Source organism: Ensifer sp. ENS02 (genome assembly GCF_014851885.1).
GTDB classification, from domain to species: domain Bacteria; phylum Pseudomonadota; class Alphaproteobacteria; order Rhizobiales; family Rhizobiaceae; genus Ensifer; species Ensifer adhaerens.
In genome coordinates, this window is sequence record NZ_JACVAO010000002.1 from 236,526 (window position 1) to 261,145 (window position 24,620).

General features: G+C 63.1%; 26 protein-coding genes. 15 read left to right on the forward strand and 11 right to left on the reverse strand.

The genetic code is table 11. The features are described from left to right. Position 1 precedes the first annotated feature (1 nt). Together IB262_RS05700 and IB262_RS05705 are read right to left on the reverse strand one after the other, a co-directional pair. Positions 2 to 895: a cation diffusion facilitator family transporter gene (locus IB262_RS05700; protein WP_112975708.1), complete on the reverse strand. Its 894-nt coding sequence runs from the start codon at positions 893 to 895 to the stop codon at positions 2 to 4. Positions 896 to 924: 29 nt separating this feature from the next. Beyond that, positions 925 to 3,060, reverse strand: coding sequence for a molybdopterin oxidoreductase family protein (locus IB262_RS05705; RefSeq protein ID WP_112975759.1), 2,136 nt, complete (start codon positions 3,058 to 3,060; stop codon positions 925 to 927). A gap of 69 nt (positions 3,061 to 3,129) precedes the next feature. Here IB262_RS05705 and IB262_RS05710 point away from each other — a divergent pair, with 69 nt between their 5' ends. The 4 genes from IB262_RS05710 (at position 3,130) to IB262_RS05725 (ending at position 5,862) form a co-directional block, all read left to right on the forward strand. Further along, positions 3,130 to 3,999 carry a 23S rRNA (adenine(2030)-N(6))-methyltransferase RlmJ gene (locus tag IB262_RS05710; RefSeq protein ID WP_112975709.1) on the forward strand — a complete coding sequence of 290 codons (870 nt, stop codon included), beginning with the start codon at positions 3,130 to 3,132 and terminating at the stop codon, positions 3,997 to 3,999. A 51-nt stretch (positions 4,000 to 4,050) separates the two neighbouring features. Further along, positions 4,051 to 4,491: a hypothetical protein gene (locus IB262_RS05715; RefSeq protein ID WP_112975710.1), complete on the forward strand. Its 441-nt coding sequence runs from the start codon at positions 4,051 to 4,053 to the stop codon at positions 4,489 to 4,491. Between the two features lie 2 nt (positions 4,492 to 4,493). Further along, entirely contained in the window at positions 4,494 to 5,210 is a 717-nt protein-coding gene (locus IB262_RS05720; protein ID WP_112975711.1) for a ribonuclease T(2), read from the forward strand. 61 nt (positions 5,211 to 5,271) lie between these two features. Continuing rightward, the gene (locus tag IB262_RS05725) at positions 5,272 to 5,862 is read left to right on the forward strand and encodes a glutathione S-transferase (RefSeq protein ID WP_112975712.1); all 591 of its coding nucleotides are present in this window, start codon (positions 5,272 to 5,274) and stop codon (positions 5,860 to 5,862) included. 60 nt (positions 5,863 to 5,922) lie between these two features. On the opposite strand, the gene IB262_RS05730 is transcribed toward IB262_RS05725, so the two are convergent. Then, positions 5,923 to 6,561 carry an outer membrane protein gene (locus tag IB262_RS05730; RefSeq protein WP_060522140.1) on the reverse strand — a complete coding sequence of 213 codons (639 nt, stop codon included), beginning with the start codon at positions 6,559 to 6,561 and terminating at the stop codon, positions 5,923 to 5,925. A gap of 368 nt (positions 6,562 to 6,929) precedes the next feature. On the opposite strand from IB262_RS05730, the gene IB262_RS05735 reads away from it, so the two are divergent. The 5 genes from IB262_RS05735 (at position 6,930) to IB262_RS05755 (ending at position 11,158) form a co-directional block, all read left to right on the forward strand. Continuing rightward, positions 6,930 to 7,694 (forward strand): SDR family oxidoreductase, encoded by a 765-nt coding sequence (locus IB262_RS05735; RefSeq protein ID WP_034803857.1) that lies wholly within the window; start codon positions 6,930 to 6,932, stop codon positions 7,692 to 7,694. After that, positions 7,691 to 9,715: an excinuclease ABC subunit UvrC gene (uvrC, locus tag IB262_RS05740; protein WP_112975713.1), complete on the forward strand. Its 2,025-nt coding sequence runs from the start codon at positions 7,691 to 7,693 to the stop codon at positions 9,713 to 9,715. The genes IB262_RS05735 and uvrC overlap by 4 nt, the downstream gene beginning before the upstream one ends. 129 nt (positions 9,716 to 9,844) lie before the next feature. After that, a complete protein-coding gene (pgsA, locus tag IB262_RS05745; protein WP_034803862.1) occupies positions 9,845 to 10,432 on the forward strand; it encodes a CDP-diacylglycerol--glycerol-3-phosphate 3-phosphatidyltransferase in 588 nt (195 codons plus the stop codon). Beyond that, positions 10,429 to 10,689 carry a molybdopterin converting factor subunit 1 gene (moaD, locus tag IB262_RS05750; protein WP_034803865.1) on the forward strand — a complete coding sequence of 87 codons (261 nt, stop codon included), beginning with the start codon at positions 10,429 to 10,431 and terminating at the stop codon, positions 10,687 to 10,689. The genes pgsA and moaD overlap by 4 nt, the downstream gene beginning before the upstream one ends. Before the next feature lie 4 nt (positions 10,690 to 10,693). Then, positions 10,694 to 11,158, forward strand: coding sequence for a molybdenum cofactor biosynthesis protein MoaE (locus IB262_RS05755; RefSeq protein ID WP_112975714.1), 465 nt, complete (start codon positions 10,694 to 10,696; stop codon positions 11,156 to 11,158). A gap of 17 nt (positions 11,159 to 11,175) precedes the next feature. Here the strand turns inward: IB262_RS05755 and IB262_RS05760 are convergent, their stop codons facing one another. Then, positions 11,176 to 12,072 carry a branched-chain amino acid ABC transporter permease gene (locus tag IB262_RS05760; RefSeq protein WP_060604269.1) on the reverse strand — a complete coding sequence of 299 codons (897 nt, stop codon included), beginning with the start codon at positions 12,070 to 12,072 and terminating at the stop codon, positions 11,176 to 11,178. Positions 12,073 to 12,139: 67 nt separating this feature from the next. On the opposite strand from IB262_RS05760, the gene IB262_RS05765 reads away from it, so the two are divergent. Next, a complete protein-coding gene (locus IB262_RS05765) occupies positions 12,140 to 12,700 on the forward strand; it encodes a CGNR zinc finger domain-containing protein (protein ID WP_112975716.1) in 561 nt (186 codons plus the stop codon). Continuing rightward, positions 12,697 to 13,206 (forward strand): hypothetical protein, encoded by a 510-nt coding sequence (locus IB262_RS05770; RefSeq protein WP_060604266.1) that lies wholly within the window; start codon positions 12,697 to 12,699, stop codon positions 13,204 to 13,206. Before IB262_RS05765 ends, IB262_RS05770 begins: the two co-directional genes overlap by 4 nt. Before the next feature lie 91 nt (positions 13,207 to 13,297). Here IB262_RS05770 and ndk read toward each other — a convergent pair whose 3' ends face one another. Both ndk and IB262_RS05780 read right to left on the reverse strand, forming a co-directional pair. Next, positions 13,298 to 13,720 carry a nucleoside-diphosphate kinase gene (gene ndk / locus IB262_RS05775; protein ID WP_034803877.1) on the reverse strand — a complete coding sequence of 141 codons (423 nt, stop codon included), beginning with the start codon at positions 13,718 to 13,720 and terminating at the stop codon, positions 13,298 to 13,300. A gap of 102 nt (positions 13,721 to 13,822) precedes the next feature. Beyond that, positions 13,823 to 14,512 (reverse strand): glutathione S-transferase family protein, encoded by a 690-nt coding sequence (locus tag IB262_RS05780; protein ID WP_112975717.1) that lies wholly within the window; start codon positions 14,510 to 14,512, stop codon positions 13,823 to 13,825. Positions 14,513 to 14,660: 148 nt separating this feature from the next. On the opposite strand from IB262_RS05780, the gene IB262_RS05785 reads away from it, so the two are divergent. Continuing rightward, the gene (locus IB262_RS05785) at positions 14,661 to 15,170 is read left to right on the forward strand and encodes a DinB family protein (RefSeq protein ID WP_060522133.1); all 510 of its coding nucleotides are present in this window, start codon (positions 14,661 to 14,663) and stop codon (positions 15,168 to 15,170) included. Here IB262_RS05785 and IB262_RS05790 read toward each other — a convergent pair. Continuing rightward, on the reverse strand, positions 15,156 to 17,756 hold the full coding sequence (locus IB262_RS05790; protein WP_112975718.1) for an AMP-binding protein: 2,601 nt from the start codon (positions 17,754 to 17,756) through the stop codon (positions 15,156 to 15,158). The two genes, IB262_RS05785 and IB262_RS05790, sit on opposite strands and share 15 nt — an antisense overlap. Positions 17,757 to 18,033: 277 nt before the next feature. Here IB262_RS05790 and IB262_RS05795 point away from each other — a divergent pair, with 277 nt between their 5' ends. After that, on the forward strand, positions 18,034 to 19,107 hold the full coding sequence (locus IB262_RS05795) for a GGDEF domain-containing protein (RefSeq protein WP_089043935.1): 1,074 nt from the start codon (positions 18,034 to 18,036) through the stop codon (positions 19,105 to 19,107). A gap of 10 nt (positions 19,108 to 19,117) precedes the next feature. Here the strand turns inward: IB262_RS05795 and IB262_RS05800 are convergent, their stop codons facing one another. The 3 genes from IB262_RS05800 to IB262_RS05810 all read right to left on the reverse strand — a co-directional run bounded on the left by IB262_RS05800 (position 19,118) and on the right by IB262_RS05810 (position 20,369). After that, a complete protein-coding gene (locus IB262_RS05800) occupies positions 19,118 to 19,570 on the reverse strand; it encodes a MarR family transcriptional regulator (RefSeq protein WP_112975719.1) in 453 nt (150 codons plus the stop codon). 90 nt (positions 19,571 to 19,660) lie between these two features. Next, the gene (locus IB262_RS05805; protein ID WP_060522129.1) at positions 19,661 to 19,936 is read right to left on the reverse strand and encodes a hypothetical protein; all 276 of its coding nucleotides are present in this window, start codon (positions 19,934 to 19,936) and stop codon (positions 19,661 to 19,663) included. A 145-nt stretch (positions 19,937 to 20,081) separates the two neighbouring features. Next, the gene (locus tag IB262_RS05810; RefSeq protein WP_112975720.1) at positions 20,082 to 20,369 is read right to left on the reverse strand and encodes a hypothetical protein; all 288 of its coding nucleotides are present in this window, start codon (positions 20,367 to 20,369) and stop codon (positions 20,082 to 20,084) included. Positions 20,370 to 20,681: 312 nt separating this feature from the next. Between IB262_RS05810 and IB262_RS05815 the strand changes: the two genes are divergently transcribed. Continuing rightward, positions 20,682 to 22,571: an ABC-F family ATP-binding cassette domain-containing protein gene (locus tag IB262_RS05815; RefSeq protein WP_112975721.1), complete on the forward strand. Its 1,890-nt coding sequence runs from the start codon at positions 20,682 to 20,684 to the stop codon at positions 22,569 to 22,571. A gap of 32 nt (positions 22,572 to 22,603) precedes the next feature. On the opposite strand, the gene IB262_RS05820 is transcribed toward IB262_RS05815, so the two are convergent. Then, positions 22,604 to 23,446 carry a GNAT family N-acetyltransferase gene (locus IB262_RS05820; protein WP_112975722.1) on the reverse strand — a complete coding sequence of 281 codons (843 nt, stop codon included), beginning with the start codon at positions 23,444 to 23,446 and terminating at the stop codon, positions 22,604 to 22,606. A gap of 224 nt (positions 23,447 to 23,670) precedes the next feature. Between IB262_RS05820 and IB262_RS05825 the strand changes: the two genes are divergently transcribed. Beyond that, entirely contained in the window at positions 23,671 to 24,597 is a 927-nt protein-coding gene (locus IB262_RS05825) for a Gfo/Idh/MocA family oxidoreductase (RefSeq protein ID WP_034803912.1), read from the forward strand. The last annotated feature ends 23 nt before the right edge of the window (positions 24,598 to 24,620 follow it).

Below are 24,620 nucleotides of genomic sequence, written 5' to 3' on the forward strand. Positions count from 1 at the left end.
ATCAGTGGATATGTTCCGCTGCCGCGCGATCTTCCTGCTCCATCTGCAGCGTCGTGTGGTGCAGGTCGAACGTCGCGCGCAACTGCTCCTCGATTGCGCGGCGCACGGTCTCGGCATCGGCACCGTCGGCAAGTACGGCATGGGCGGTCAGCGACGGCTGGCTCTGGGTGATCGCCCAGAGATGCAGGTCATGCACGGAGGCAACACCGGGAACGGCGGCAATCGTCGCGTGGACATCGGCGAGGCGCATGCCCGGCGGCACGCCTTCGAGCAGGATGTTGACGCACTCCTTCAGCAGCACCCAGGTGCGCGGAAAGACCATGAAGCCGATGCCGACAGCGAGCAGCGAATCCACCCACTGCCAGCCGGTCAGCCAGATGACCACCGCGCCGACGATGACGGCGAGCGAGCCCAGCATGTCCGACCAGACTTCGAGATAGGCGCCCTTGACGTTGAGGCTTTCGTCCTTGTGGCTGGTGAGCAGCCGCATCGAGGCGAGATTGACGAGAAGGCCGATGACGGCAATCACCAGCATGCCGCCGGACTGGATCTCCTGCGGCTCGGACAGCCGCTTCCAGGCCTCATAGAGGATGTAGAAGGCAACACCGAGCAGGAGCAGCGCGTTGAAGGCGGCAGCCAGGATCTCGAAGCGGGCGTAGCCATAGGTGCGCAAGAGGTCTGACGGGCGACGGCCGACATGGATCGCGACGAGCGCGATCGCAAGGGCCGCCGTGTCGGTCAGCATGTGCATGGCGTCGGATATCAGCGCCAGGCTGCCGGTCAGGATGCCGCCGACGACTTCGGCCAGCATGAAGCCGCCGGTCAGGCCAAGCGAGGCCCAGAGCCTCGAAACCGGCGTGCTCGTGACATCTGCATGGTGGTGGTCGCCGCTCATGGGAGGTTCCGTTGCCGTTCTAACCTGACTTAGCGCGCCAACCTTACCCAGACCCTGTTGTCGTGAAAGGCGGCACCACCATAGGGCGCCACCGCATCGGCGCCGGTGAGCACATTGATGCCCTCCCCGTCGAGATGCGCGCCATTCGGCCACAGGCCCTCGGCGATGACGACGCCGCGACGGGCGCCGCCACCGATCTTCGCATGCAGACGCACCTCGCCGCGGACGTTGCCGAGTTGGACGACATCGCCATCGGCAATGCCGAGTTCTGCGGCATCTTCCGCATGAACCATCACTTCCGGGCGCACTTCCTTCTGGATCGAGGACGGTGTCTCGGCAAAGGTCGAATTCAGGAAGGATCGAGCCGGAGAGGTCGCCAGCCGGAACGGGTGCTCGGCGTCGGCGACCTCGATGAGGTCGACATGGTCAGGAAACTCCGGCAGCGCCTGGTGCGGCCCCTGAATGCCCATCGACTTCGGCGGCCGGTTCGGCGCCGGCGTCCCCGTCCAATCCGCCTTGAAGCGGAACTTGCCGTCCGGGTGGCCAAAGCCGTTGAGATAGTGCGCCTCCTCGAAGGCGGGCTGACAGTCGAGCCACTTCTGGCCCTTCATCTCCTCGTAGCCGATGCCGTAGTTGGCGAGCAGCCGATCAATGTGCTCACGCTCGGTCAGGCCGAAGCCGGCATGATCGGCAACGCCAAGGCGCTTGGCCAGTTCCTCGATGACGAACAGATTGGTGCGCACGGTCGAGGGTGGTTCTACCACCTTAGGACCGATCAGGATGTGCTGATGGCCGCCGCCGCGATAGAGATCGTCATGCTCCAGGAACATGGTGGCCGGAAGCACGATATCGGCAACAGCAGCCGTATCGGTCATGAACTGCTCGTGCACGGCAACAAAGAGGTCGTCGCGCAGGAAGCCGCGCTTCACCAGCCGCTGCTCCGGCGCGACGTTCACGGGATTGGTGTTCTGGATCAGCATCGCCGTCACCGGCCCGCGGTGGCGCAGCGCCTCGGCGTCGCCGGTCAGCACCCGGCCGATCTGCGACTGGTCGAGCATGCGCACATCCGGATCGTGAAAGGCCGAGCCGATCAACTCGCGCTTGTCGAGCTTGAAGATATCGTTGTTGGAGTGGAAGGCACCGCCGCCTTCGTGTTTCCAGGAGCCGAGCACGGTCGCCACGGATGCCGCCGCGTGGATGGCGACGGCACCGTTGCGCTGGCGCGTGAAACCGTAGCCGAGCCGGAAATAGGTCCGCGGCGTCGTGCCGACCAATTTTGCAAAGGCCTCGATTTCCTCGACCGAAAGGCCGGTGATCGCCGACGCCCATTCCGGCCCGCGCGACTTCAGATGCGCTTCAAGGCCGGCCGGATCGTCGGCGAATTTCGCCATGTAGGCCCGGTCGGCGTAGCCGTCGCGAAACGCGATGTGCATCACGGCGCAGGCAAGTGCTGCGTCGGTGCCCGGCTTCAGCACCAAGCCCATGTCCGCTTGCTTGACCGTCGGATTGTCGTAGATGTCGATGACGACGATCTTCGCGCCGCGATCCTTGCGGGCTTTCACCGCATGGGTCATCACGTTGACCTGGGTCGCAACCGCATTCGTGCCCCAGATCACCACGCAATCGGCCTTGGCCATTTCGCGCGGGTCGGGGCCGCGCAAGGCGCCGGTCGCCATGCTCAAACCGGTCCAGGCCATGTTGGTGCAGATCGAGCCGAAAAAGCCGGAATAGCGCTTGGCGTGACGCAGCCGGTCGATCGAGTCGCGCTGCACCTGACCCATGGTGCCCGCATAGAAGTATGGCCACACGGTCTCAGCGCCATATTTCTGCTCGGCGCGAATGAACTGATCGGCGATCTCGTCGAGCGCGGCCTCCCAGCTCACTTCCTGCCAGCCGCCCTCGCCCTTGGCGCCCTTGCGGCGCTTCGGCACCATCAGACGGTCGGGATGATAGATGCGCTCGGAATACCGCGCCACCTTGGCGCAGATCACGCCGGCGGTGTAGGTATTGGCGGCTGCACCGCGCACACGGCCGATCCGCCCTTCGGCGGTCAGGTCGACTTCCAGGGCACAGGCCGAGGGACAGTCGTGCGGACAGACCGAGTGGCCGATGGTTTTTTCTGCTTTGATGGGGGTCGCAACGTTCATGGCTTTTCTATATGGCATCGGCATTTCGGCTCAAAGAGCCAATCGCCCACCCATCGCAACTATTGATCACAGCCATCGGCGGCGCTCATGAACTATCGGCACATCTATCACGCAGGCAATTTTGCCGACGTCCTGAAGCACGCAGTGCTGGCACGGCTCATCAACTATCTCCAGCAGAAGGAGAAAGCGTTCCGTGTTCTCGATACCCATGCGGGCATCGGGCTCTACGACCTCTCCAGCGAGGAAGCGCAGAAGACCGGCGAATGGCGCGACGGCGTCGGCCGGCTGCTCGACGGCGAACTGCCGCCGGAGATCGCGGTGATCCTCGCCCCCTACCTGTCCTCCATCCGCGCGCTGAACCCCGGCTCCGAGCTGATGCTCTACCCTGGCTCGCCGAAGCTCGCGCGCATGCTCTTCCGACCCCAGGACCGGCTTTCGGCGATGGAGCTGCATCCGGACGACTACGAAACGCTGCACCGGCTGTTCGACGCCGATTTCCAGAGCCGCGTCACCGAGCTCGACGGCTGGCTGGCGCTGGGCGCGCACCTGCCGCCGAAGGAAAAGCGCGGATTGATTCTCGTCGACCCGCCCTTCGAAAAGGAGGGCGAATACGAACGGCTGGTGGATGGCCTTGCGCGCGGCTACCGCCGCTTTACCGGCGGCGTCTATTGCCTGTGGTATCCCCTGAAGCAGGGCGCGCCGATCAAAGTGTTTCATGAGGCGCTGAAGGCGCTGGACATCCCGAAGATGCTCTGCGCCGAACTGTCCGTCAGAAGCGACCGGGAAACCACAGGGCTTTCCGGTTCCGGCCTCATCATCGTAAACCCGCCCTTCACGCTGAAGAGCGAGCTCGACCTGCTGCTGCCGTTCCTGAAAACCCGGTTGGGGCAGGATCGTTTCGCGTCCAGCCGCTGCTTCTGGCTGCGCGGGGAAGAACAGACAACCCGAGGGGCTTGACGGACGGGCGCGACGCACCGCAATCTCATGCGACGACATAGGGAGACGCCCATGACTCGCACGCTCGCCGCCACGCTTCTCATTTCGCTTTCCCTCGCCGCCGCTACGGCGCCGGGCGCCATTGCCGCCGACTACATCGGCAGCAGCCAGGCGCAATCCTACAACGCCGGGGTCTGCAGTGAATCCTCGGTTCTCGGCTTCATCACATCCCGTTTCGAGTATCGGGATGCAAATTACCTGCACACCAATCTCTCGATCGCCGAGATCCGCGACATGGGGCAGAATCGGCAGGAGTTCCGCGACGAGACGCATCTCGTCGAGCGTGAATATTGCTACGGAACCGCTGTGATGACCAACGGCGAACAGCGTGCGCTCTATTACCTCATCGAACGCCCGTGGGGCTTTGCCGGCGTCGGCAGAAGCATCGAGTTCTGCGTCGGCGGCCTCGATCCCTGGTATGTCTACGGCGCCTATTGCGCCTCGCTCCGTTAATCATGAGATCATTCCGGAAAACGCGCCGGCTTCTGCCGGCGCTTTTCGTTGCAGCAGCCCTCGTTGGCTGCAGCGATCAGAACACTGAAAAGGCGCCGACGGCGACGGGAACGCAAGCCACGAAGGCGGCCGTTACGGTGCCGGTCGGCAGCGGCTTCGATTTCTATGTGCTCTCGCTTTCCTGGTCGCCGACCTGGTGCGGCGACAATGACCCCAAGGGAAAATCCAGCCAGTGCGAAGTCGGCGGCAATCGCGGCCTGATCGTGCATGGCCTGTGGCCGCAGAACGAACGGGGTTATCCGGACTTCTGCCCGACACGCCAGTCCGATCGCGTGCCGTCGTCGCTCGGCAAGCAATATCTCGACCTCATTCCATCGATGGGCCTGATCGGCCACCAATGGCGCAAGCACGGGACCTGCTCCGGCCTCAGTCAGGAGGAATACTTCGCCGTCACGCGCGCGGCGTGGGACCGGCTGACGCTGCCATCGGAGCTCGCACCTCCCCCGCAAGAAAAGGGCCTGCGCGTCGCCGCCATCGAAGATGCGCTCGTTGCCAAGAATCCCGGCATGACGAAGGACGCGGTCGCCGTGACCTGCGAGGGTAGTCGGCTCGAGGAAATCCGGATCTGCTTCGACAAGTCGCTCAATTTCCGCGCCTGCCCGGCGGTCGATCGCCAGGCCTGCCGAAAGGAAAGCGTGTCGCTGCCCCCGGCGCTTTGACCAGCCGCAGAAGGCGCCTGTCAGAAACCCATCTCGCAATCCCTGGAAGGAAAGACGCCCGATGAAGATCTTGTACTCGCCCGCCTCGCCCTATTCGAACAAGGTGCGCATGGCGGCGCATTATGCGGGCTATGCGGCCGAAAGTGTCTTGACCGACACCAATGCCAACCCGCCGGAGCTGATCGACAACAATCCGCTCGGCAAGATTCCGACGCTGATTCTCGACGACGGACGGGCGCTCTACGACAGCCGTACCATCATGCATTTCATCGACCGGGAGACCAAGGGCAAGCTCTATCCCAGGAACGCCGAAAAGCGCACCGACGTCGAGTTGCTGGAAGGGCTATGCGACGGCGTCTGTGACAGCCTGCTGTCGATCGTCTACGAGAAACGCTCCCATCCGCCGGAAAAGGTGCACCAGCCCTGGATCGACCGGCAATGGGAAAAGGTCGAGCGCAGCCTCGACCATCTGAATGCCAACCTGCCGAAGACCGGGGCCAAGCTCAATGCAGGCCATTTCGCACTCGCGGCGATGCTGCGCTACATCGAGCTGCGGTTTGCCGGCGAATGGCAGAAGGGGCGTGCCAAGCTGAAGAACTGGCCGGCGAAGTTCGAAAAACACTTCCCGGATTACCCCAAGTTCAAGGCCTAACGTGCAGACACAAAAAAGGCCGGGTCTCCCCGGCCTTTTCTTTGATCCGGCAGAAGCCGATCAGAACTTCACGCCCATACCGACTTTAACAGCGTGCTCGTCGTAGCCGGACGAGACCTTGGTGCTGCCCATACGGAAGTCCTTCGAACCGTAGTCCGTGTAACGGTACTCGACGCGTGCGGTGATGTTGTCCGTGACGAAGGTTTCAGCACCGACGCCTGCGGTCCAGCCGACCATGGTGTTCTTGTCGGAAGCGCCGCCGACGGTGCCCTTGGTCTGGCCGACGGCAAGACCTGCGGTACCGTAGACGAGGACCGGGTTCAGATCGACACCGACGCGGCCGCGGAGCGAGCCGTTGACGCCCTGCTTCATGCGCAGGTTGCCCTTGGTCGAATCCTGGCCGGAGTAACCGATATCGGCTTCGCCGCCGTATACCATCTGGCCATCCTGAACGTTGTAGCCACCATAGAGGCCGCCGCCGAAGCCGGCTGCGGTGTTGCTGCCGGTCGCATCGTGCTGGCCATGCTTCCAATCGGCGGTACCGCCGACATAGGCGCCCGACCAGTTCTTGACTGCCGGCTCGCTGTATTCGGCCTGCGGAGCTGCCGGAACTTCGTCGATCGCGTCTGCAGCCTGGGCGGCCTGGAAGGCGATGAGGGACACAGCCGAAGCCATGAGGGTGGTGGTGAGCGTACGCATAAACATTCTCCTTTTCGTCCCGATGCGCCGAGGGCTTGGGGTCCCACAGTGAAACATCAGGCAACTCTTAATTTAACCCGCCCGGTTGAGCTGAAATTGGCCAGCAAATGCGGATTCACAAGAGCCAAAATGTGAAATTTTGGTGGCACAAACGCGCCCGAAGTTTGATGTTGCTTTGGCGCCACAGGAGATTTGTTAACCATAAATCAAGATTAACGAAAGCTATACTATAAGTACGCAAAATAATACAATTTACGCCAATTCCATTAATTTTTGGGCAAGGAATCGTCAGGGAGTGTTTCAGCCCCGCGTTTCTTCCCTATATCTTCGTCCGCTGACGCGAAGATTCGAAAAAGCGGGATGAAACGTTGAAGAAAGCACTGAAGGCGGCTCTCGTAACCGGGGGCGCCAAGAGGATCGGTAAAGCTATAGTGGAGGACCTGGCCGCCCACGGCTTTGCGGTCGCCATTCATGCCGATGCCTCGTTTGACGAAGCGCGGGCCCTGGCCGAAACCCTGAAGAAGACGGGAACGAATGCCGTCGCGATTCGAGCCGACCTTACGGATACGGGCGCGACATCGACACTGATCGAGCGCGCGACAGCAGCGCTCGGGCCGATCGATCTGCTCGTCAACAATGCGTCGCTGTTCAAGAAGGATAGCCTCGATGCCTTCGACGAAGAGGTCTGGGACCAGCATTTCGCGCTGCATGTGAAAGCCCCTTCCCTGTTGGCGCGCGATTTCGCCGCGCAACTGCCGGCCAAGGCCAGCGGGCTCATCATCAATGTGATCGACCAGCGCGTCTGGGCTCCCAATCCGCGCTTTTATTCCTATATGTTGTCCAAGTCGGCGCTTTGGACGGCCACCCGGACGATGGCGCAGGCACTCGCCCCGCGCATCCGCGTCAACGGCATCGGCCCCGGACCGACGCTGCCGAACGAACGGCAGGACCCGAAGGATTTTGAGGCGCAGGTCGATGCGCTGATCTTGAAGCGCGGGCCGACGCTCGACGAATTCGGACGGACGATCCGCTTCCTGTTCGACACGCCGTCGATTACCGGACAGATGATCGCACTGGATGGGGGCCAGCACCTCGCCTGGGAAACGCCCGACATCAGGGAGATAGTGGAATGAATGGACGCGTGCCGGCCGACGGCGGCATCCTTTATGATGGCAGCGAAGCGGAAGACGACGACGACCTGATCGAAGTGTCTGACGTGAGCGGCATTGCGCCCGTCGTCGAGTGGCACGAGAATCATTCGGAGACCGAGGGACTGAAGGGCGCAGAGTTGATCCAGGCCTTCGTCAAGCTGCTGCCGAATGGCCCCGGCGTCTATCGCATGTTCAACGAGGCCGGCGACGTTCTCTATGTCGGCAAGGCGCGCAGCCTGAAGAAGCGCGTCAGCAACTATGCCCAGGGGCGCGGCCATTCCAACCGCATCGCCCGCATGGTGCGCGAGACCGCGAACATGGAGTTCGTGACGACGCGCACCGAGATCGAGGCGCTGCTGCTCGAAGCCAACCTGATCAAGCGCCTGAGGCCCCGCTTCAACGTGCTTTTGCGCGACGACAAGTCGTTTCCCTATATCCTGGTGACCGGCGACAGCCGTGCACCGGCACTCTACAAGCATCGCGGCGCACGCAGCCGCAAGGGCGACTTCTTCGGCCCCTTCGCGTCCGCCGGCGCGGTCGGCCGCACGATCAATTCGTTGCAGCGCGCCTTTTTGCTTCGGACCTGCACCGACAGCGTCTTCGAGACGCGCACGCGCCCCTGCCTGCTCTACCAGATCAAGCGCTGTTCGGCGCCCTGCACCGGCGAAATCAGCGATCAAGGCTATGCGGAACTCGTTCAGGAGGCCAAGGACTTCCTCTCGGGCAAGAGCCAAGCGGTGAAGGCGACGATCGCCGCCGCCATGGGCGAGGCAGCCGAGAACCTCGACTTCGAAAGGGCAGCGCTTTACCGCGACCGCCTCGCCGCACTCAGCCACGTCCAGAGCCACCAGGGCATCAACCCCTCTGGTGTCGAGGAAGCCGACGTCTTTGCGATCCACCACGAGGGTGGCATCTCCTGCATCCAGGTGTTCTTCTTCCGCACCGGGCAGAACTGGGGCAACCGCGCCTATTTCCCGAAGGCCGACCCGTCGCTGCCGACGGCCGAGGTGCTCTCGCAATTCCTCGCACAGTTCTACGACGACAAGCCCTGTCCGCGGCAGATCCTGCTTTGCGAAGCGGTGGAAGAGCAGGAACTGCTCGGCCAGGCGCTCAGCGAAAAATCCGGATACAAGGTCGCGATCCAGGTGCCGCAGCGTGGCGAAAAGAAGGATCTCGTCGATCACGCGCTCGCCAATGCGCGCGAGGCGCACGGCCGCAAGCTGGCGGAAACAGCCTCGCAGTCGCGCCTGCTCGAAGGCTTCTCGGAAACCTTCAAGCTGGAGCGCACGCCGCGCCGCATCGAGATCTACGACAACTCGCACATCATGGGCACCAATGCCGTTGGCGGCATGGTGGTGGCGGGGCCGGAAGGCTTCGTCAAAGGCCAGTACCGCAAGTTCAACATCAAATCGACCGACATCACCCCGGGCGACGACTTCGGTATGATGCGCGAAGTGATGACGCGGCGGTTCTCGCGGCTGCTGAAGGAAGAGGGCAAACCGGACCGGAGCGCGGAGGTCGGTGACGATGCCGCTTTCCCCGCCTGGCCGGACGTCATTCTCATCGACGGCGGTCAGGGACAGATGACCGCGGTGCGCGCCATCCTCAAGGAGCTCGATGTCGAGGACTGCGTGACGGCGATCGGCGTCGCCAAGGGCGTCGATCGCGACGCCGGCCGCGAACGCTTCTTCGCGCTCGGTCGCGACAGCTTCACGCTGCCGCCGCGCGATCCGGTGCTCTATTTCATCCAGCGGCTGCGCGACGAGGCGCACCGTTTCGCGATCGGCTCGCATCGGGCTCGCCGCAAAAAGGAGATGGTCAAGAACCCGCTCGACGAGATCGCCGGCATCGGGCCGACGCGCAAGCGCGCGCTGCTCACGCATTTCGGCACCGCCAAAGCCGTCTCGCGCGCCGGCATCAACGACCTGATGGCCGTCGCCGGGATTTCCGAAACGGTGGCGCGGCTGGTCTACGAACATTTCCACGACGATGCCGGGAAATGAAAACCTGATGTCACAATTCACCCGGCGTTCACATGCGATAGGGCAAATATGACAGTTGACGACGATGACCTGTTGACCTCCGGCCAGCAAAGTCATTTCTGTACCTGACGAACCAGAGAACACGAATCCATGCCCACGCCCGTCGCCTACAGCATCCCGAACCTGCTCACCTATTTCCGCATCCTGATCGTGCCGCTGATCGTCCTTTGCTTCTTCGTCGAAGGACGGCTGCACAGTTCGGACTTCGCGCGCTGGACGGCAGTGGCGCTTTTTGCCGTTGCCTCAATCACTGATTTCTTCGACGGCTATCTCGCACGCATCTGGAAGCAGACATCGAACATCGGCAAGATGCTCGATCCGATCGCCGACAAGCTGCTGGTCGCCTCCATCCTGCTGCTGGTCGCCGCCGACGGCACGATCGCCGGCTGGTCGATCTGGGCTGCGATCATCATTCTGTGCCGTGAAATCCTGGTCTCGGGCCTGCGCGAATATCTGGCGGCGCTGAAGGTCAGCGTTCCCGTTACCCGCATCGCCAAGTGGAAGACGACGATCCAGATGGTCGCCATCGCCTTCCTGCTTGCCGGCCCGGCAGGCGACAAGATTTTGCCCTATACGACGGAAGCCGGTATCGTGCTCCTGTGGATTGCCGCCGCGATCACGCTCTATTCGGGCTACGATTACTTCCGCGCCGGCCTCAAGCACGTGGTCAACGAATGAGCACCGTCAACCTGGTCTATTTCTCATGGGTGCGCGAGCGTATCGGCAAGGGCGAGGAAACCCTCGACCTTCCCGCCGGTGTCGTCACCATTGCCGATCTGCTTCAGCACCTGAAGACGCTCGGCGAGGAATACGAGGCGGCGCTCGAACATGAAAACGTCATCCGCGCGGCCATCAACCAGGAACATGTCGACCACAAGGAGCCGATCGCCGGCGCCCGGGAGATCGCCCTGTTTCCGCCGATGACGGGTGGCTGAGGCTATGCGCGCGCCGGTGACCGTGCGCGTCCAGCGCGAGGATTTCGACCTCAATAGCGAGGTCGCCAAGCTTTCGGCCGGGCGTGCCGACATCGGCGCCATCGCCACCTTTTCCGGGCTTTGCCGCGACGAGGCAGGCACGCTTGCCGCCCTCGAACTGGAACACTACCCCGGCATGGCCGAGGCGGAGATCGAACGCATCTGCCAGGAGGCGGTCGAGCGCTTCTCGCTCCAGGCGGCCACCGCCATCCACCGCTACGGCAAGATCCTTCCCGGCGAGAACATCGTGCTTGTCGTTGCCGCCTCGCAGCACCGGCAGGCCGCCTTCGACGGCGCCAACTTCATCATGGATTTCCTGAAGACATCGGCTCCCTTCTGGAAGAAGGAACATTTGGGCGACGGCACGACCGGCGGCTGGGTCAGCGCCAAGGATGCTGACGACACCGCACGGGACCGCTGGTCGAAGTAGCCGCCCGTTCCTTGAGGTCAGGGAATGACCTTCTCCTTGCGCGTCACCGCCAGCACGATCACCAGAAATCCGAAGATCGCAAAGTCGCGCCAGAGGATCGGCCCATAGGCGCTCCATAGTGTTTCGAGCAGGCCGACCGCGGCAGCGCCGAGGGCTGCATAGAGCGGCGAGGCCTGGCCGCCGATGGCGGCGATGAACAGTACCTTGACGCCGAAAGTAAGCCCTGTGCCGAAATCCATGTTGCCGTAGTAGGACGCGGCGAGGATGCCGCAAAGGGCAGCAATCAGGGACGCCGCGCCATAGGCGACGATGTAGACAGTGGCCGCGTCGACCCCGCAAAGCGCTGCAGCCCCCCGGTCTTCGGAGACGGCCCGCCAGAACCGCCCTGCCCGCGAATGGGTCAGGAACCAGTGCCCGGCCGCCACCAACGCCGCCATCAGCGCGGTATTGCCGAGCTGGATGACGGTCAACGTGACCGGGAAACGCGGATCATCCCAGAAGACGATGTTGGCATTGAGGAACGGCGGCAGCCACAGGCTGCGGGTCTCCGAGGCAAGCCGTGCCGTTTCCATCAGCACCAGCAGGCAGCCGAGCGAGGCGACGACGACGGTGTTGGCCGACGAGAAGGCCAACGGCCGCATGACATAACGCCCGGCGACGAGCCCGGCACCAACACTGAAAGTCAAGGCAGCCGCCGCACCGAGGCCAAGGGCGGCCGGAAGCACCAGCCACAGCCGGTCCCAGCCGAAAGCAGCAAACAGCACAAAGATCTGGCCCGAGAAGGCAAAGAGCGCACCATAGGTGAGATCGGCCCGGCGGGTCACGGCAAAGGCGATCGCGTAGCCAAAGGCCAGCGCCGCGTAGAGCGCTGCGACGGGAACGGCATTGGCGAGCTGCTGCAGAAAATAGAGCATGGCGCATCCGGAGCGTGACAAGATCAATATAACTGGTAAAATCAATTTTGCCAGTTAGGATTTTTGCATGACCTTCACCTGGACAGCCCATCGATTTGCCGGCGGCGCCCTGGCACTGGATGTCGCCAATTCCATCGTCCTGCGTTTCGATCCCGAACGCCGGATCGACCGCTTCGCCGATGTCGTCGCACTCCATTCCTTTGCGGAAGCGGCCAACCGCTACAGCGCGGAGAGTGTACGCTTCGGCGCGCTTGCGCCTGTCGCCGCGGAGAACCGTGGCCGGCTCTTGCAGTTGCGCGAAGCGACCGACCGGCATTTTCGCGCGGAGATCTCGGACACGGGCCGGCCGGAACTGTTGGCGGATCTGCTGGAAGCCATCGCCGGCGTCTTGCGCGGCTCGACGCACCAGGGTGGCCTGCTTTCGCTCGACACCGCAACGGCGCAATCGGCGCTCACGCTTGCCGCCAACCCCGAGCCCGATCGGCTGAAGATCTGCCCGAATTGCGGCTGGCTGTTTCTCGACCGCAGCCGCAACCGCAGCCGCACCTGGTGCGACATGGCCGTCTGCGGCAACCGCACCAAAGCCAAGCGCCACTATCACCGCAACAGGGAAGAAGCAGGCCCATGACAAGGATATTCGGGATCTTGGCCACACTTGCCATCGCACTTGCCGCTGCGGCATGTCAGCGCGAGAGCGGCCCGGATCCGCTGAAGCTGACGGGCAAAATGTTCGTCTTCAACTACCGCCTCGCCTATGCGACCTACATGGTCACGCTGACCAAGGCCGAGGCGGTGCCCGACGGCAGCATCGTGGTGGCGCGCTTCGAAAATCCGGCCGGCGGCGACGCGCTGACACTGGAGCGCAAGCTCTTTCCGAAGTTGGAGAAGGTGGTGCTGGAAAGCCCCGATGTCACCTGCGTGAAGAAGGATCGCCCCTATACGGTGTCGATCGAGGTCAAAGGCCCCGAAGGCCAGTCACTGCAGAAGCTTGAGACCACCGTCGTCTCCGATGTCGATCAGGACATCATGCCGGCCAAACCGCTGGTCGAGGGCCCGGCCTACGACAAGAACCCGGCGGTCTTCAGCGGCGGCAAGGCACCAGCCCATTTCGAGACCGCGAAGTGCCCCGTCTGAGAGACCGGGCAACAAAAAACCGGAGCGTTTCCGCTCCGGCTCAAATCCTGAGTCAATTCAAGCCGCTATGGCTCGAACCGAAGATTTTGAATCAGCCAACGATCTCGGTGCCCGAGAACCAGTAGGCGATTTCTTCAGCAGCGGTTTCCGGAGCATCCGAACCGTGAACCGAGTTTTCGCCGATCGAGAGAGCGTGAACCTTGCGGATCGTGCCTTCGTCAGCGTTTGCCGGGTTGGTGGCGCCCATGACTTCGCGGTTCTTGGCGATTGCGTTTTCGCCTTCGAGAACCTGAACGATGGTCGGGCCGGAGGACATGAACTCGACCAGTTCGCCGAAGAACGGACGCTCCTTGTGAACGGCGTAGAAGCCTTCGGCTTCGCGACGGCTCATCCAGACGCGCTTGGAAGCGACGACGCGCAGGCCGGCATCTTCGAGCATCTTGGTGATGGCGCCGGTCAGGTTGCGCTTGGTCGCGTCCGGCTTGATCATCGAGAAGGTACGTTCAATAGCCATTGGCTCAAATCCCTTGTTTCTTGAGAAGTGGCGGTTCATTAGCCGCCAATTCCGCGCAAAACAAGGGGGTTCACCGATGATTCGGCTTAGGCCAGGCGGGTTTCACGCAGCCGTCACACTGCGCCCGAGCCCGCCATGCAGATCGAGGCAGCGCTCAAACCAGGCGGTGACGGGATCACCCGGCTGAAGCAGGCGCTGCGGCGAGACGATGCGCGCCCACTGAAACGCGCCGAAGACGATGTAGTCGGCGAAAAGCGGCGTTGCACCACCCAGAAAATCCTGAATCTTCAGCAGATGGCGCAAAGGCTCGAGCTTTTCCGAGAAGGTTGCGAGAGAGGATCCGCCACTTTCGGCCACGGCCTCGAGCGACGTGCCGAAGCGCTTTTCCCGGCTCTCGCGGAAATAGGCCTGATCGACGGGATCCAGCCGGTCGTGAATATCCCGGATGATGATGCGGGTGATGGCCGGGTGCAGCGTCGTCTGCGACCAAACCTCGACGAAGCGGGCGATCGCCATCGCCCCCTCGCCGGCAAAGAGCGCCGGACGGTCCGGATAGGTCCGTTCGAGATAAAGGGCGATCTCGAAGCTGTCCTTCACGAGCTTTTCTCCATCCCGCAGCAACGGCACCAGGTTCGTCGCCCCGTCCTCGACCGCTCGGATTTCGGTGAAACCGATCGGCACGGTGTCAAAGTCGAGCCCCTTGTGGGCCAGCGACATCGCGGTCTTCCACACATGCGGCGAGAAGGGACGCGCCCTGTCGGATCCACACAGCGAATAGAGCTTTCTAGTCATGCAAACTCTCCGGGACGATTGGCGTCCTCTTGAACGACATATCCGCCGCGTCATCAAATCAGTAAATTTCATGAATGATATCAGACACAGGAATGCGGTTCCGGGTTAGCGTCGCCATCCGCAACCGCAGCCATCAGGAAGGTAGCCGATGCTCGATCATTTTCGCATGTTCGCCGATTATAACCGCTGGGCGAACCGCCTCGTCTATGCTGCTGCTGCGGAGCTGACCGATGCCGAATTGCGGGAAAACCGCGGCGCCTTTTTCGGCTCACTGCTTTCAACCCTCAATCATATCCTCGTTGCCGACCGCATCTGGATGAAGCGCTTCACAGGCGAGGGCAATACCCCTGCTTCACTCGACACGACCCTGCACGAGGACCTCGCCGGGCTTACCGCCGCGCGGGCGGCCGAGGACGAACGCATCATCGCCTGGATCGACAACCTCAGCGACGAGCGCCTTGGCGCTTTGCTTAGCTACAGAACGCTCACCAATCCGGCGGCCGTCGCGCAGAGGCTGGCGCCGACGCTCGGCCACTTCTTCAACCACCAGACCCACCATCGCGGTCAGGCGCACGCGACGCTCACCGCGCTCGGGCGCCCGTCCCTGATACTGGACCTAGCCCAGTTTCTGAGGACCCAAGGATCACAGTGGGCGTAACGGCGAGCGCAACGCCTCGAAGCCGAACAGCCGCAGTGGCCGGATCTCACGCCCGCGCCATGCGGTAAGCTTCTTCAAGAGCTGACGCTGGCCGAGCCATGCGACGAGGCCGAGCGCCACGCCGCCGATGATCGACAGCAGCGAAAAAGCCGCCGGCGGCAAGGCCGGCTGCATCGGCACCATCAGCAATTCCGGCACGAAGCGGTGCAGGATGTAGATGTGGAAACCCGCCGCCGACAGGGGCAGGATGAGCTGAGCCGACCAGCGCGGCAGACTGACGCGTGGAAGGTAAAGCAGCGCGGCCAGGACGGCGATCTGCAGCAGATATTTGATCTTCGTGCCGATCCAGACTCCTTCGTAGAGGCCGAAGAACAGGAAGGCCCCCGTGCCGGCCAGCATCAACAGCAGCCGCTGCCTGGCCGTTTCCGCAACGGCGGCGCACCAGCCAATGACGGCGAGATAGAAGATCCATGGCAGCGTAAAGATCTGGCGATTGCCGATCGGCCAGACGAGTGGCAGCGCCAGGCGGGTAACAAGCGCGGCCAGAAGCAAGGCCATCCCGGCGGCGAAGGGTTTTGCCGACACGAAACGGCGAAACTGCGGGACGGCAAAGAGCCCGACGAAGACCATCATCATCTGGCAATAGGCCTCGATGAACCAGTAGAGATAGGGCACCATGCCGTGCGTTTCCGGCAGGGCCACGCCGAAGTTGCCGACGAGAAAGACCGAGGCCCAGGGCACCTCACCCCAGGCGACCGCATAGGCCGCAACGATCAGATAATAGGGGATCAGCACCTGCGCGAGCGGCCGCAGGATCGCCCAGCCGTCGCCTGCAAGCAGCGGTCCCATCTGAAAGCGCGCAAGGCTGAAGCCGGCGAGAACGACCATGGCCGCCGACCCGCCGGGGATCGGCCACAGGACCTCGTGGTGCAGGACGACCAGAAGAATGGCAAGCGCACGGATCAAGAGGTCCGTGCCGATCCGTCGCGTGGCAGTCTCGCGCCGTTCCTGGAGCGATAGCTCGGCGATCGGCAAGGTCTCCCAGGCATCCGGAACTTGCCCCAGCGCCTTTTCCAGCCCGATCGACAGCTGAACGAAGCGCAAGGAATCGCCACCGAGCGAGACAAAGCTGTCGGACCGCTTCACCCGCTTCGGATAGAAGACCTGGGCAAAGAGCCCTTCGATACCGCCGTTATCATCATCGCCACTGGCCGCCGCCTGGCGGGCAGCCATGTTCAGTGCGTTGTAATCGATCTTGCCGCTGGCAAGCCGCGGCATCTCGGCAAGGGGCGTCGCCTTCAGGTGGGCCAATGTCAGCCCGCTTGCCTGCGCCAAGAGCCGCCTGATCTCTTCGGCATCGCGGCTGCCGGCGTAAAAGGCGTGAAGGCCGGCATCGTCGCCGACAATGGCAGCGGTGATGCCGCGCGCCTCGAGCCCCGCTTCCAGCACATCGTGCGCGATCCTGAGCCCGGCGATCTTGGAGATCCGCTTCATGCGGCCGACGATCTGGAACAGGCCGTCGGCATGGCGCATGGCGAGGTCGCCGGTCCGCAATTCGGCAAGGTCGGCGCCGCGGCAGAGGTCATCCCGTGAAATGGCATAGCCCATCATGACGTTCGGGCCGCGATAGACGAGTTCGCCAGCCACGCCGTCGCTTTCGATCGGCACGCCGCTCTCGCTCACGATCAGAAGGCGTCCACCTGGAATGGCGACGCCGATCCTGTCCTCGTTGCCGGAAAGCTGAGCCGGCGGCACATAGGCGATGCGGGCGGTGGCCTCGGTCTGGCCGTACATGGCGAAGAAAGCCACACCCTGGGTGCCGAGATGGTCGTTGTAGAGTCGGATGACATCAGCGCTCAAGCGGCCACCGGCGACAGTCATGAAACGCAGCTTGGCGAAGCGACGGTCGCGGAAGCCCACTTTTTCCAGCAGCTCGTACGAGTAGGGCACGCCCGAGAGGTTCGTGCTTCCGCTTTCCGCGAGACCATCGAGAAAACCGGCATCGAGGATGGAGCCGCCGGGAATATAGAGGCTGGCGCCGACGACCAGGTGAGAATTCAGCACCGACAGGCCGTAGGAGTAATGGAGCGGCAGGATCAGGCAGCCGCGATCATCCGCCGTCAGGCCGAGATAGTCCGCGATCGCCGCAGCGTTGGCCGAAATGTTTTCCCGCGACAGGCGCACGGCCTTGCCGCAACCGGTGCTGCCCGAAGTCGAGAGCATGACGGCCAGTTCATCATGGGGCGTCCGATCGCCCTGTCGCAGATGCTCCGTGCGCCAGCGGCCATCGATGCGACGGAAGCCGAAGTCTGGCTCGAAGGCATCGACCCAGGAGCCGGCAGCGCCGTTCTTCGGGGCTTGCATGGCGACGGCATGCCGGGCGGCGAGCGCTGCCAGATAGGCGACAATCGCATGCTCGCAAAGCTCGGCCTCGATCGTTACCAGCCCGCGCGGACCGCGAAAGGCAAGTGCCTGGCGGGTGACCCGCTCATGGAGTTCGCGATAGGTGACGATCCGTTGCCCGGAAAAGACCAGCGCCGGCCGGTCGCCCCATTTCGCCAGATCCGCAATGAACGAGAGGGACATGCTTGACCGTCGCTGTTTGCCCGGGCTCGATGCCCGATTTAGCAGCGCCGAATATAATTGGTGACTAAAGGCGTCAAGTATAAAGATGGCGACAGTTGACGACCGTCCATTTCCCGCGACATGCGGTCGCGGTGGACGGAGGGCCGATGGAATTTAGCAACCATACCGGGCAGGAATCGCCCAGAGCCCGAAATCTTCAGACTCCCTTAAATGCAGCCTTCTCATAGTGGCGGCTTATCAATCCAGAGATCGAGAAGCGACCGGGGGCCACGACAGAATGAACAGGCAAGTTCCAGCGGATGCCAGCCGATCGCAGGCGAGGCAGGCGGCGATCATTCTGAAGGTGGCGCATGCGATGTCGGCGCACGGAATCGCGGCCCTGCCCCGCAATTACGAGCTTGTCTACGAGGCGCTGTCCGGTCGCCTGCCGGAGCTTTCCCGCGAACTCGCCGCACTCGGACACAACCCGCAGCAGGATGCGCTGGATGCCTTGGGTCTCAGGCATCATCTCATCTCCCATGCAGCACTTGCCGCGGACCGCACGAGAGCCGCCGGCCAGGAAGCGCTTGCCGAGATTGCCGGAAAGCTCAGGCTCGCCTTGCTGCAGAAACAGAGCTTCAAGGATGAACTGGACCATTTCGCCGGCCGCCTGGCCACGGACCCCGTTGCAGGCATGTCCGAGTTCGCCGACGACGCCGCGCGACTGCGGGAAGCGGCTGGCCGTTTGACGAATGAAGAAGGCGCTCTCCAGCAGGCGCTGGAAACCAGCATGAGACATCTCGCCGAACTCGAAGGCGAGCTTGCCGAAAGCCGGCGATCCCTGACCCGCGACCCGACCACGGGCCTGCCGAACCGCCTGGCGCTGACGGCAAAACTCGACTCGATCCTCGAAGCGGAACGGGCAGACCAGCCGGTTGCCCTGCTTCTTGCCTCGGTGGAAGGGCTGCGTGAAATGGCGGAGCACCACGGCGGCACGGTCGCCGCGAAGGCGCTTGCCAAGCTCTCGACGCTGTTTCGCAAGTCGATCAAGAAGGACGATTTCGTCGCCCGCGTAGGCCAGCAGGAGTTTGCCTTCGTGTGCCGGGATGTCAGCACCGAAAATGCCGAGGCCATTGCCCGGCGTCTGCGGCAGTCGGTGAAGGAACTGACGGTCACCCTCCCCGGACGGGCGCACACAGCCGAGACGCTTTCGCTTGCGGCCGGCATCACCCTTGCGCAACCGGCATCGACGAGCGCCGATCTGCTGACCCAGGCGGAGCAGGCCCTCGCCGGCGCACGCGATGGCGCCGGCATCCTGTGCTATTCGGCGGCCCTCGGCCGCGGCAGGGGCTACGGCCAGAGCGCCGCTTGACGCTTGCAAATCAGGCGGCGTCCGGGTGACGGCTTTCGTCGATTTCCGACGCCCTTTCACGCAGACGGCCGAGCAGCCGGAAGAATTCGGTGCGTTCACAATCGTCGAGCGCTGAGAACAGCTCATCGATCGTGCGATGGCGCGGCTGCAGTGCCGCCTCCAGCGCCAGCCGACCGCGGTCGGTGATCGAGATGATCTTCGCGCGGCGGTCTTCCGGATCCGGTTCGCGCAGGACCATGCCGTCCCGCTCCAGGCCATCGATCGCTTCGGTGACGGTTCTGGCCGCAAAGCCGAGCGCCGAGGCGATATCCGCGCAGCGACAGGGGCCGAGCGTGTTCAGATAAAACAGGAATTTGCTGCGCGCGAGCGAAACGCCTTCCTCCGACATCGATGCGTTCACCAGGCGATGAACGCAGTGGTAGAGCTCGAAGAGCCGCTCGGCGACTTCGACTTTTTCTGTCATGGCAATGTACCTCATTTGGCAACGCCAAAACGAAACAACCCGGCCCCGCGTGGGCGGGACCGGGTTGTTCGGTCGACCGTCTGGCGTGACTTACTGCTTGTTTTGGTCGGCCTCGCCGAAAGCCCTGGCGCCGCCATTGGCGATCGCGCCGGTTGCCGTCTTGTCGACGGATCTGTCTTCGATGCCCGCATAGTAGTCGCCGCGGCTTGCGGTCGCGGACACGCCGGTGCCGGCGGAGGCTTCGGCGCGGCCGGTAAAGAGCGGCGTGGAGCTAACACCCTCGTAGTAGCTTCCGCCTGCGACAGCGGCGGACGCGCCGCCGAGCATGGCCGCCGCAACGAGGATTGCGGCAAAGGACTTCTTCATCAATCTGTTCCTTGGTGGAGGTAGAAGGTCGGGGACTAGGCCCCGCATAGGCGCTTGGGGTCGCCTCATAGGATCATCACGGTGATCCATCAAATCCCTTGAAATGGGGTGCGGGCCAAAACCCGCGCCCCCTCATTCATCGCCGTTAGCGCGAAATGCCCTGGTAGTATTCGCCTTCGCCGCCGATCACGCTCTTCGGCGCGACGCTGAAGCTTGCGACCGAGCCGGTGTTGGTGCGATCGACATAGCCGGCTTCGGAGCTGCCGATGGTGAAGGACGACTTGCCGGTGACGGCCGGCGTGCGCTCGGTATAGAGCGGCGTCGGGCTGACGCCTTCATAGTAGCTGCCGCCGGCAAAGGCAGCAGAAGCGCCACCGAGGATAGCGGTTGCAACGAGAGCGGCGGAAAGAGCGGTCTGGATTGCGGTTTTCATGGTCTTTGCTCCTGGGAGGCTCGTTCGGCTGAACGAGGTTTCATCAAAAATGTCCTTGGCCGGATCGGTCGTCCCTCGGAACGCGGGGCCTCTGCCACTGGCGTTCGGTCGATCGAGGCGGTCAGAAGAGCGTTCCCCGCCCTTCCGTTATTGAGATGGTCCCTCACGATGAGGATGTGTAGTATCGATTGTCGGAACGCCTTGTTCAAAAATCGATAACAATGACCTCTTGAATTCCCGACCCGCCACAGCGGTGGCAACAGCACGCCGACGCCTCTTGCCTTCCCGGCCAAGTCCGGGCAAAAGGCCGCAATGATCCAGATTTCCGGCCTTTCCGCCCGCATCGCGGGACGTCTCCTCATCGAAAACGCATCCGTGACGCTTCCGGCGGGCACGAAGGCGGGGCTCGTGGGCCGAAACGGCGCTGGCAAGTCCACGCTGTTTCGCATCATAACCGGCGAATTCGCGTCGGAAGCCGGCACGATCGCGCTACCCAAAAACGCGCGCATCGGCCAGGTCGCGCAGGAAGCGCCCGGCACAGAAGAACCGCTGATCGAGATCGTGCTCAAAGCGGACAAGGAGCGCACGGCGCTGGTCGCCGAAGCCGAGACCGCGACCGATCCGCACCGGATTGCCGAGATCCAGACGCGGCTTGCCGACATCGGCGCCCATTCGGCCGAAGCGCGTGCTGCAAGCATTCTCGCCGGCCTCGGCTTCGACCATGAAGCACAGCTGCGTCCCGCCTCGTCGTTTTCCGGTGGCTGGCGGATGCGGGTGGCGCTTGCGGGCGTACTCTTTTCCGAGCCGGATTTGCTGCTGCTCGACGAGCCGACCAACTATCTCGACCTTGAAGGCACGCTGTGGCTCGAGGATTACATCCGCCGTTATCCGCACACGGTCATCATCATCAGCCACGACCGCGACCTCTTGAACACCGCGGTCAACGCCATCGTGCATCTCGACCAGAAGAAGCTCACCTTCTATCGTGGGCCCTACGACCAGTTCGAGCGGCAGAAGGCGGAAGCCGACGAGCTGCAGATGAAGGCGAAAGCCAAGAACGACGCAGCGCGAAAGCACCTCCAGAGCTTCATCGACCGCTTCAAGGCCAAGGCCACCAAGGCGCGCCAGGCGCAAAGCCGCGTCAAGGCACTGGAGCGGATGGGCACGATTGCGGCCGTGATCGAAGATCATGTCCAGGGCTTCTCCTTCCCGGATCCGGAGAAGGAAGCGGCTTCGCCGATCATCGCCGTCACCGGAGGTACCGTCGGCTACGAGCCCGGCAAGCCCATCCTCAAGCGCTTGAACCTCCGGATCGACACGGACGACCGGATCGCGCTGCTCGGCTCGAACGGCAACGGCAAGTCCACTTTCGCCAAGTTCATCTCGGGTCGCCTCGCGCCAGAGGCGGGCGAACTGAAGATCGCTCCCAATCTCAAGGTCGGCTTCTTTGCCCAGCATCAACTCGACGACCTGATCCCGACGCAAAGTGCTGTCGAGCACGTGCGCCGGCGCATGCCGGAAGCGCCTGAAGCCAAGGTGCGCTCACGCGTGGCGCAGATGGGGCTTGCGACGGAAAAGATGGAAACGCCCGCCAAGGATCTTTCCGGCGGCGAAAAGGCGCGGTTGCTGATGGGCCTTGCCGCCTTCGACGCGCCGAACCTTCTGATCCTCGACGAGCCGACCAACCACCTCGACATCGACAGCCGCAACGCGCTGATCACCGCGCTCAACGACTATTCCGGCGCCGTGATCCTGATTTCACACGACCGGCACCTGATCGAAGCGACGGCCGACCGGCTGTGGCTGGTGCGCGACGGTACCGTGACGAGCTATGATGGCGACCTCGAAGATTACCGCAGCCTGATTGTCGGTGGCCCCAAGGCGAAGGACGAGAAGCCGAGGCCGACCGGCGTCGACGACAGCCTTTCGAAGGCGGACCAGCGCAAGGTCAATGCCGACAAGCGCGCCTCGCTGGCGCCGCTCCGCAAGAAGATCAACGAAATCGAATCCTTGACCGGAAAGCTGGAGAAACTGATTCAGGCACTTGATGTGGAACTTGCCGATCCGGCGCTCTACGAAAAGTCGCCGGCCAAGGCTGCACAAAAGGCCAAGGAACGCTCCGACGCGGCAGCGAAACTCACGCATGCCGAAGAGCAATGGCTCGAACTTTCCGCCGAATATGAAGGCGCGATGGCCGGCTGACAGAAGCCGGCCCCGCCGTCGCCTCCCCTCCGTCAGCCCAGCTCGAAAGTGGTAATTCCGTAGATTCGCGCCAGCGGCAGCCCCGGATCCGGCCCACGATACATGCGCGCGGTCTCAAACACGGGCTTGAGATTGTAGCGATCGCAAAGTGCCTTGGCCGAGGCGTTCGGTTCAGGGATGTCGAGGTATACTTCGCTGCCGTTGACGCCGGCGGCAAGCTTGCGAAAGACCAGATCGGCGCCGGTCTCGGTGTCGGAAAAGAGCGGCCCGATCTTGTATCCGTTGCGGCAGGCCCGGATCGTCCCATAGGCCGCCACCGCGCCATCGCGCAGCAGCAAGACGCTGCGCCGCCCGTCGCTCGCCTTCAGCCACTCGCGCAGAAACACCTCGCGACGCGCCGGGACGAAGCGGCGATCATAGTCGATGAGGAGCGGCATGTGCACCGGCGCGACCTCCAGCAGATCCGCGCCCGGCGGCTCGACCACGTCGATGATGCCGCCGTAGCGGATGTTCGCGTGGGCGTAGGCGAAGCCGGACCGGCTATAGTTCTCCTGCTGCGCGACCACGCCGTCCAGACCGACGATGCGCCGATCGGCAACCGACATCGCCTGTTGCCACAGCTGTCGGCCAATGCCCCTGCCGCGATGGTCCGGCCGGGTGATGAAGAAGCCGAGAAAGCCGAAGCTTTCGTTGTACCGCACCAGCGAGATCGCGGCGACCGGCGCCCCCTCTCCATCCGCCACCCAATAGCCCTCGGGGTCGGCTGCCCAGAAAGGCCCCGCGTCGCCGAGGCCGGGGTTCCACCCCTCTTCCGCGGCCCACTCGATCATGATGTCGAGGTCGGCTCGGCTTGCCCGACGGATCTGCTGCTGCATCGTTCACTCCTCGTTCGGGTGGTCAGACCACCCATGTCAGTCCAGTTGACGGCACGGCATCGCACGTCCACCGGTAGAGTTAGTGCGGCGACGTTGAGAGGGAATGACAATCTGTCGATTCCATCGACATCGATGTCATAGCCGTGGGCGGAGCGGCGGCTTGCTCCCGGTGTGCAATCTGCTACAAGAGCCGACAATAAGTCATACAAATCGAGCGGAACACCATGGCCCCCATCAAAATTGCGCTTGTCGGCATCGGCAAGATCGTTCGCGACCAGCACCTTCCGGCGATCGCCAAGAACAGCGACTATCAGCTGATTGCCGCCGCGAGCCGACATGGGACGGTCGACGGCATCGACAATTTCAAATCGATCGAGGCGATGCTCGACGCGGTTCCTGCGATTGAAGCCGTGTCGCTCTGCATGCCGCCGCAGTATCGCTACGAGGCAGCTCGCGTCGCGCTCGACGCCGGTAAGCACGTGTTTCTGGAAAAGCCGCCGGGCGCGACGCTCAGCGAGGTCGCGGACCTCGAGGCGCTGGCAGCATCGAAGGGGCTGTCGCTGTTTGCAAGCTGGCACTCCCGCTACGCGCCGGCCGTGGAAGCTGCAAAGTCCTTCCTGGCAACGACGACGATCAAGGATGTCCAGGTCATCTGGAAGGAAGACGTGCGGCACTGGCACCCGAACCAGGAATGGATCTGGGCGGCCGGGGGCCTCGGGATCTTCGATCCGGGCATCAACGCGTTGTCGATCGTCACCCACATCCTGCCACGCCCGCTGTTCGTAACGTCGGCCGTGCTCGAATTCCCGGAAAATCGTGACGCGCCGATCGCCGCCAACATCACCTTCACCGACGGCCAAAAATTGCCGGTCGCGGCGGAATTCGACTGGCGCCAGACAGGCAAGCAGAGCTGGGACATCGTTGCCCGCACGGCGGCGGGCGAGATGGTGCTGTCGGAAGGCGGCGCCAAGCTCTCCATCGATGGCAAGCTCGTGCACGAGGAGCCGGAGCAGGAATATCCGATGCTCTACCGGCGCTTCGCCGAAATCGTCAAAGCCGGGAAGTCGGACGTCGATCTGGCGCCGTTGCGCCACGTCGCAGATGCCTTCATGCTCGGCAAGCGCAAATTCGTCGAGGCCTTCCACGACTGATCTTCCGGACATGCCGGAAACAA

What these genes read in the sequence shown, in the direction of transcription:
- IB262_RS05815 (WP_112975721.1), top strand. Translation starts at nt 20,682, where the DNA reads ATGATCCAGATTTCCGGCCTTTCCGCCCGCATCGCGGGACGTCTCCTC.
- IB262_RS05720 (WP_112975711.1), top strand. Translation starts at nt 4,494, where the DNA reads ATGAGATCATTCCGGAAAACGCGCCGGCTTCTGCCGGCGCTTTTCGTT.
- ndk (WP_034803877.1), bottom strand. Translation starts at nt 13,720, where the DNA reads ATGGCTATTGAACGTACCTTCTCGATGATCAAGCCGGACGCGACCAAG.
- IB262_RS05790 (WP_112975718.1), bottom strand. Translation starts at nt 17,756, where the DNA reads ATGTCCCTCTCGTTCATTGCGGATCTGGCGAAATGGGGCGACCGGCCG.
- IB262_RS05765 (WP_112975716.1), top strand. Translation starts at nt 12,140, where the DNA reads ATGACCTTCACCTGGACAGCCCATCGATTTGCCGGCGGCGCCCTGGCA.
- IB262_RS05800 (WP_112975719.1), bottom strand. Translation starts at nt 19,570, where the DNA reads ATGACAGAAAAAGTCGAAGTCGCCGAGCGGCTCTTCGAGCTCTACCAC.
- IB262_RS05725 (WP_112975712.1), top strand. Translation starts at nt 5,272, where the DNA reads ATGAAGATCTTGTACTCGCCCGCCTCGCCCTATTCGAACAAGGTGCGC.
- IB262_RS05730 (WP_060522140.1), bottom strand. Translation starts at nt 6,561, where the DNA reads ATGCGTACGCTCACCACCACCCTCATGGCTTCGGCTGTGTCCCTCATC.
- IB262_RS05780 (WP_112975717.1), bottom strand. Translation starts at nt 14,512, where the DNA reads ATGACTAGAAAGCTCTATTCGCTGTGTGGATCCGACAGGGCGCGTCCC.
- IB262_RS05785 (WP_060522133.1), top strand. Translation starts at nt 14,661, where the DNA reads ATGCTCGATCATTTTCGCATGTTCGCCGATTATAACCGCTGGGCGAAC.
- IB262_RS05805 (WP_060522129.1), bottom strand. Translation starts at nt 19,936, where the DNA reads ATGAAGAAGTCCTTTGCCGCAATCCTCGTTGCGGCGGCCATGCTCGGC.
- moaD (WP_034803865.1), top strand. Translation starts at nt 10,429, where the DNA reads ATGAGCACCGTCAACCTGGTCTATTTCTCATGGGTGCGCGAGCGTATC.
- IB262_RS05755 (WP_112975714.1), top strand. Translation starts at nt 10,694, where the DNA reads ATGCGCGCGCCGGTGACCGTGCGCGTCCAGCGCGAGGATTTCGACCTC.
- IB262_RS05700 (WP_112975708.1), bottom strand. Translation starts at nt 895, where the DNA reads ATGAGCGGCGACCACCACCATGCAGATGTCACGAGCACGCCGGTTTCG.
- IB262_RS05795 (WP_089043935.1), top strand. Translation starts at nt 18,034, where the DNA reads ATGAACAGGCAAGTTCCAGCGGATGCCAGCCGATCGCAGGCGAGGCAG.
- IB262_RS05810 (WP_112975720.1), bottom strand. Translation starts at nt 20,369, where the DNA reads ATGAAAACCGCAATCCAGACCGCTCTTTCCGCCGCTCTCGTTGCAACC.
- uvrC (WP_112975713.1), top strand. Translation starts at nt 7,691, where the DNA reads ATGAATGGACGCGTGCCGGCCGACGGCGGCATCCTTTATGATGGCAGC.
- IB262_RS05820 (WP_112975722.1), bottom strand. Translation starts at nt 23,446, where the DNA reads ATGCAGCAGCAGATCCGTCGGGCAAGCCGAGCCGACCTCGACATCATG.
- IB262_RS05770 (WP_060604266.1), top strand. Translation starts at nt 12,697, where the DNA reads ATGACAAGGATATTCGGGATCTTGGCCACACTTGCCATCGCACTTGCC.
- IB262_RS05825 (WP_034803912.1), top strand. Translation starts at nt 23,671, where the DNA reads ATGGCCCCCATCAAAATTGCGCTTGTCGGCATCGGCAAGATCGTTCGC.
- IB262_RS05715 (WP_112975710.1), top strand. Translation starts at nt 4,051, where the DNA reads ATGACTCGCACGCTCGCCGCCACGCTTCTCATTTCGCTTTCCCTCGCC.
- IB262_RS05710 (WP_112975709.1), top strand. Translation starts at nt 3,130, where the DNA reads ATGAACTATCGGCACATCTATCACGCAGGCAATTTTGCCGACGTCCTG.
- IB262_RS05760 (WP_060604269.1), bottom strand. Translation starts at nt 12,072, where the DNA reads ATGCTCTATTTTCTGCAGCAGCTCGCCAATGCCGTTCCCGTCGCAGCG.
- pgsA (WP_034803862.1), top strand. Translation starts at nt 9,845, where the DNA reads ATGCCCACGCCCGTCGCCTACAGCATCCCGAACCTGCTCACCTATTTC.
- IB262_RS05705 (WP_112975759.1), bottom strand. Translation starts at nt 3,060, where the DNA reads ATGCCATATAGAAAAGCCATGAACGTTGCGACCCCCATCAAAGCAGAA.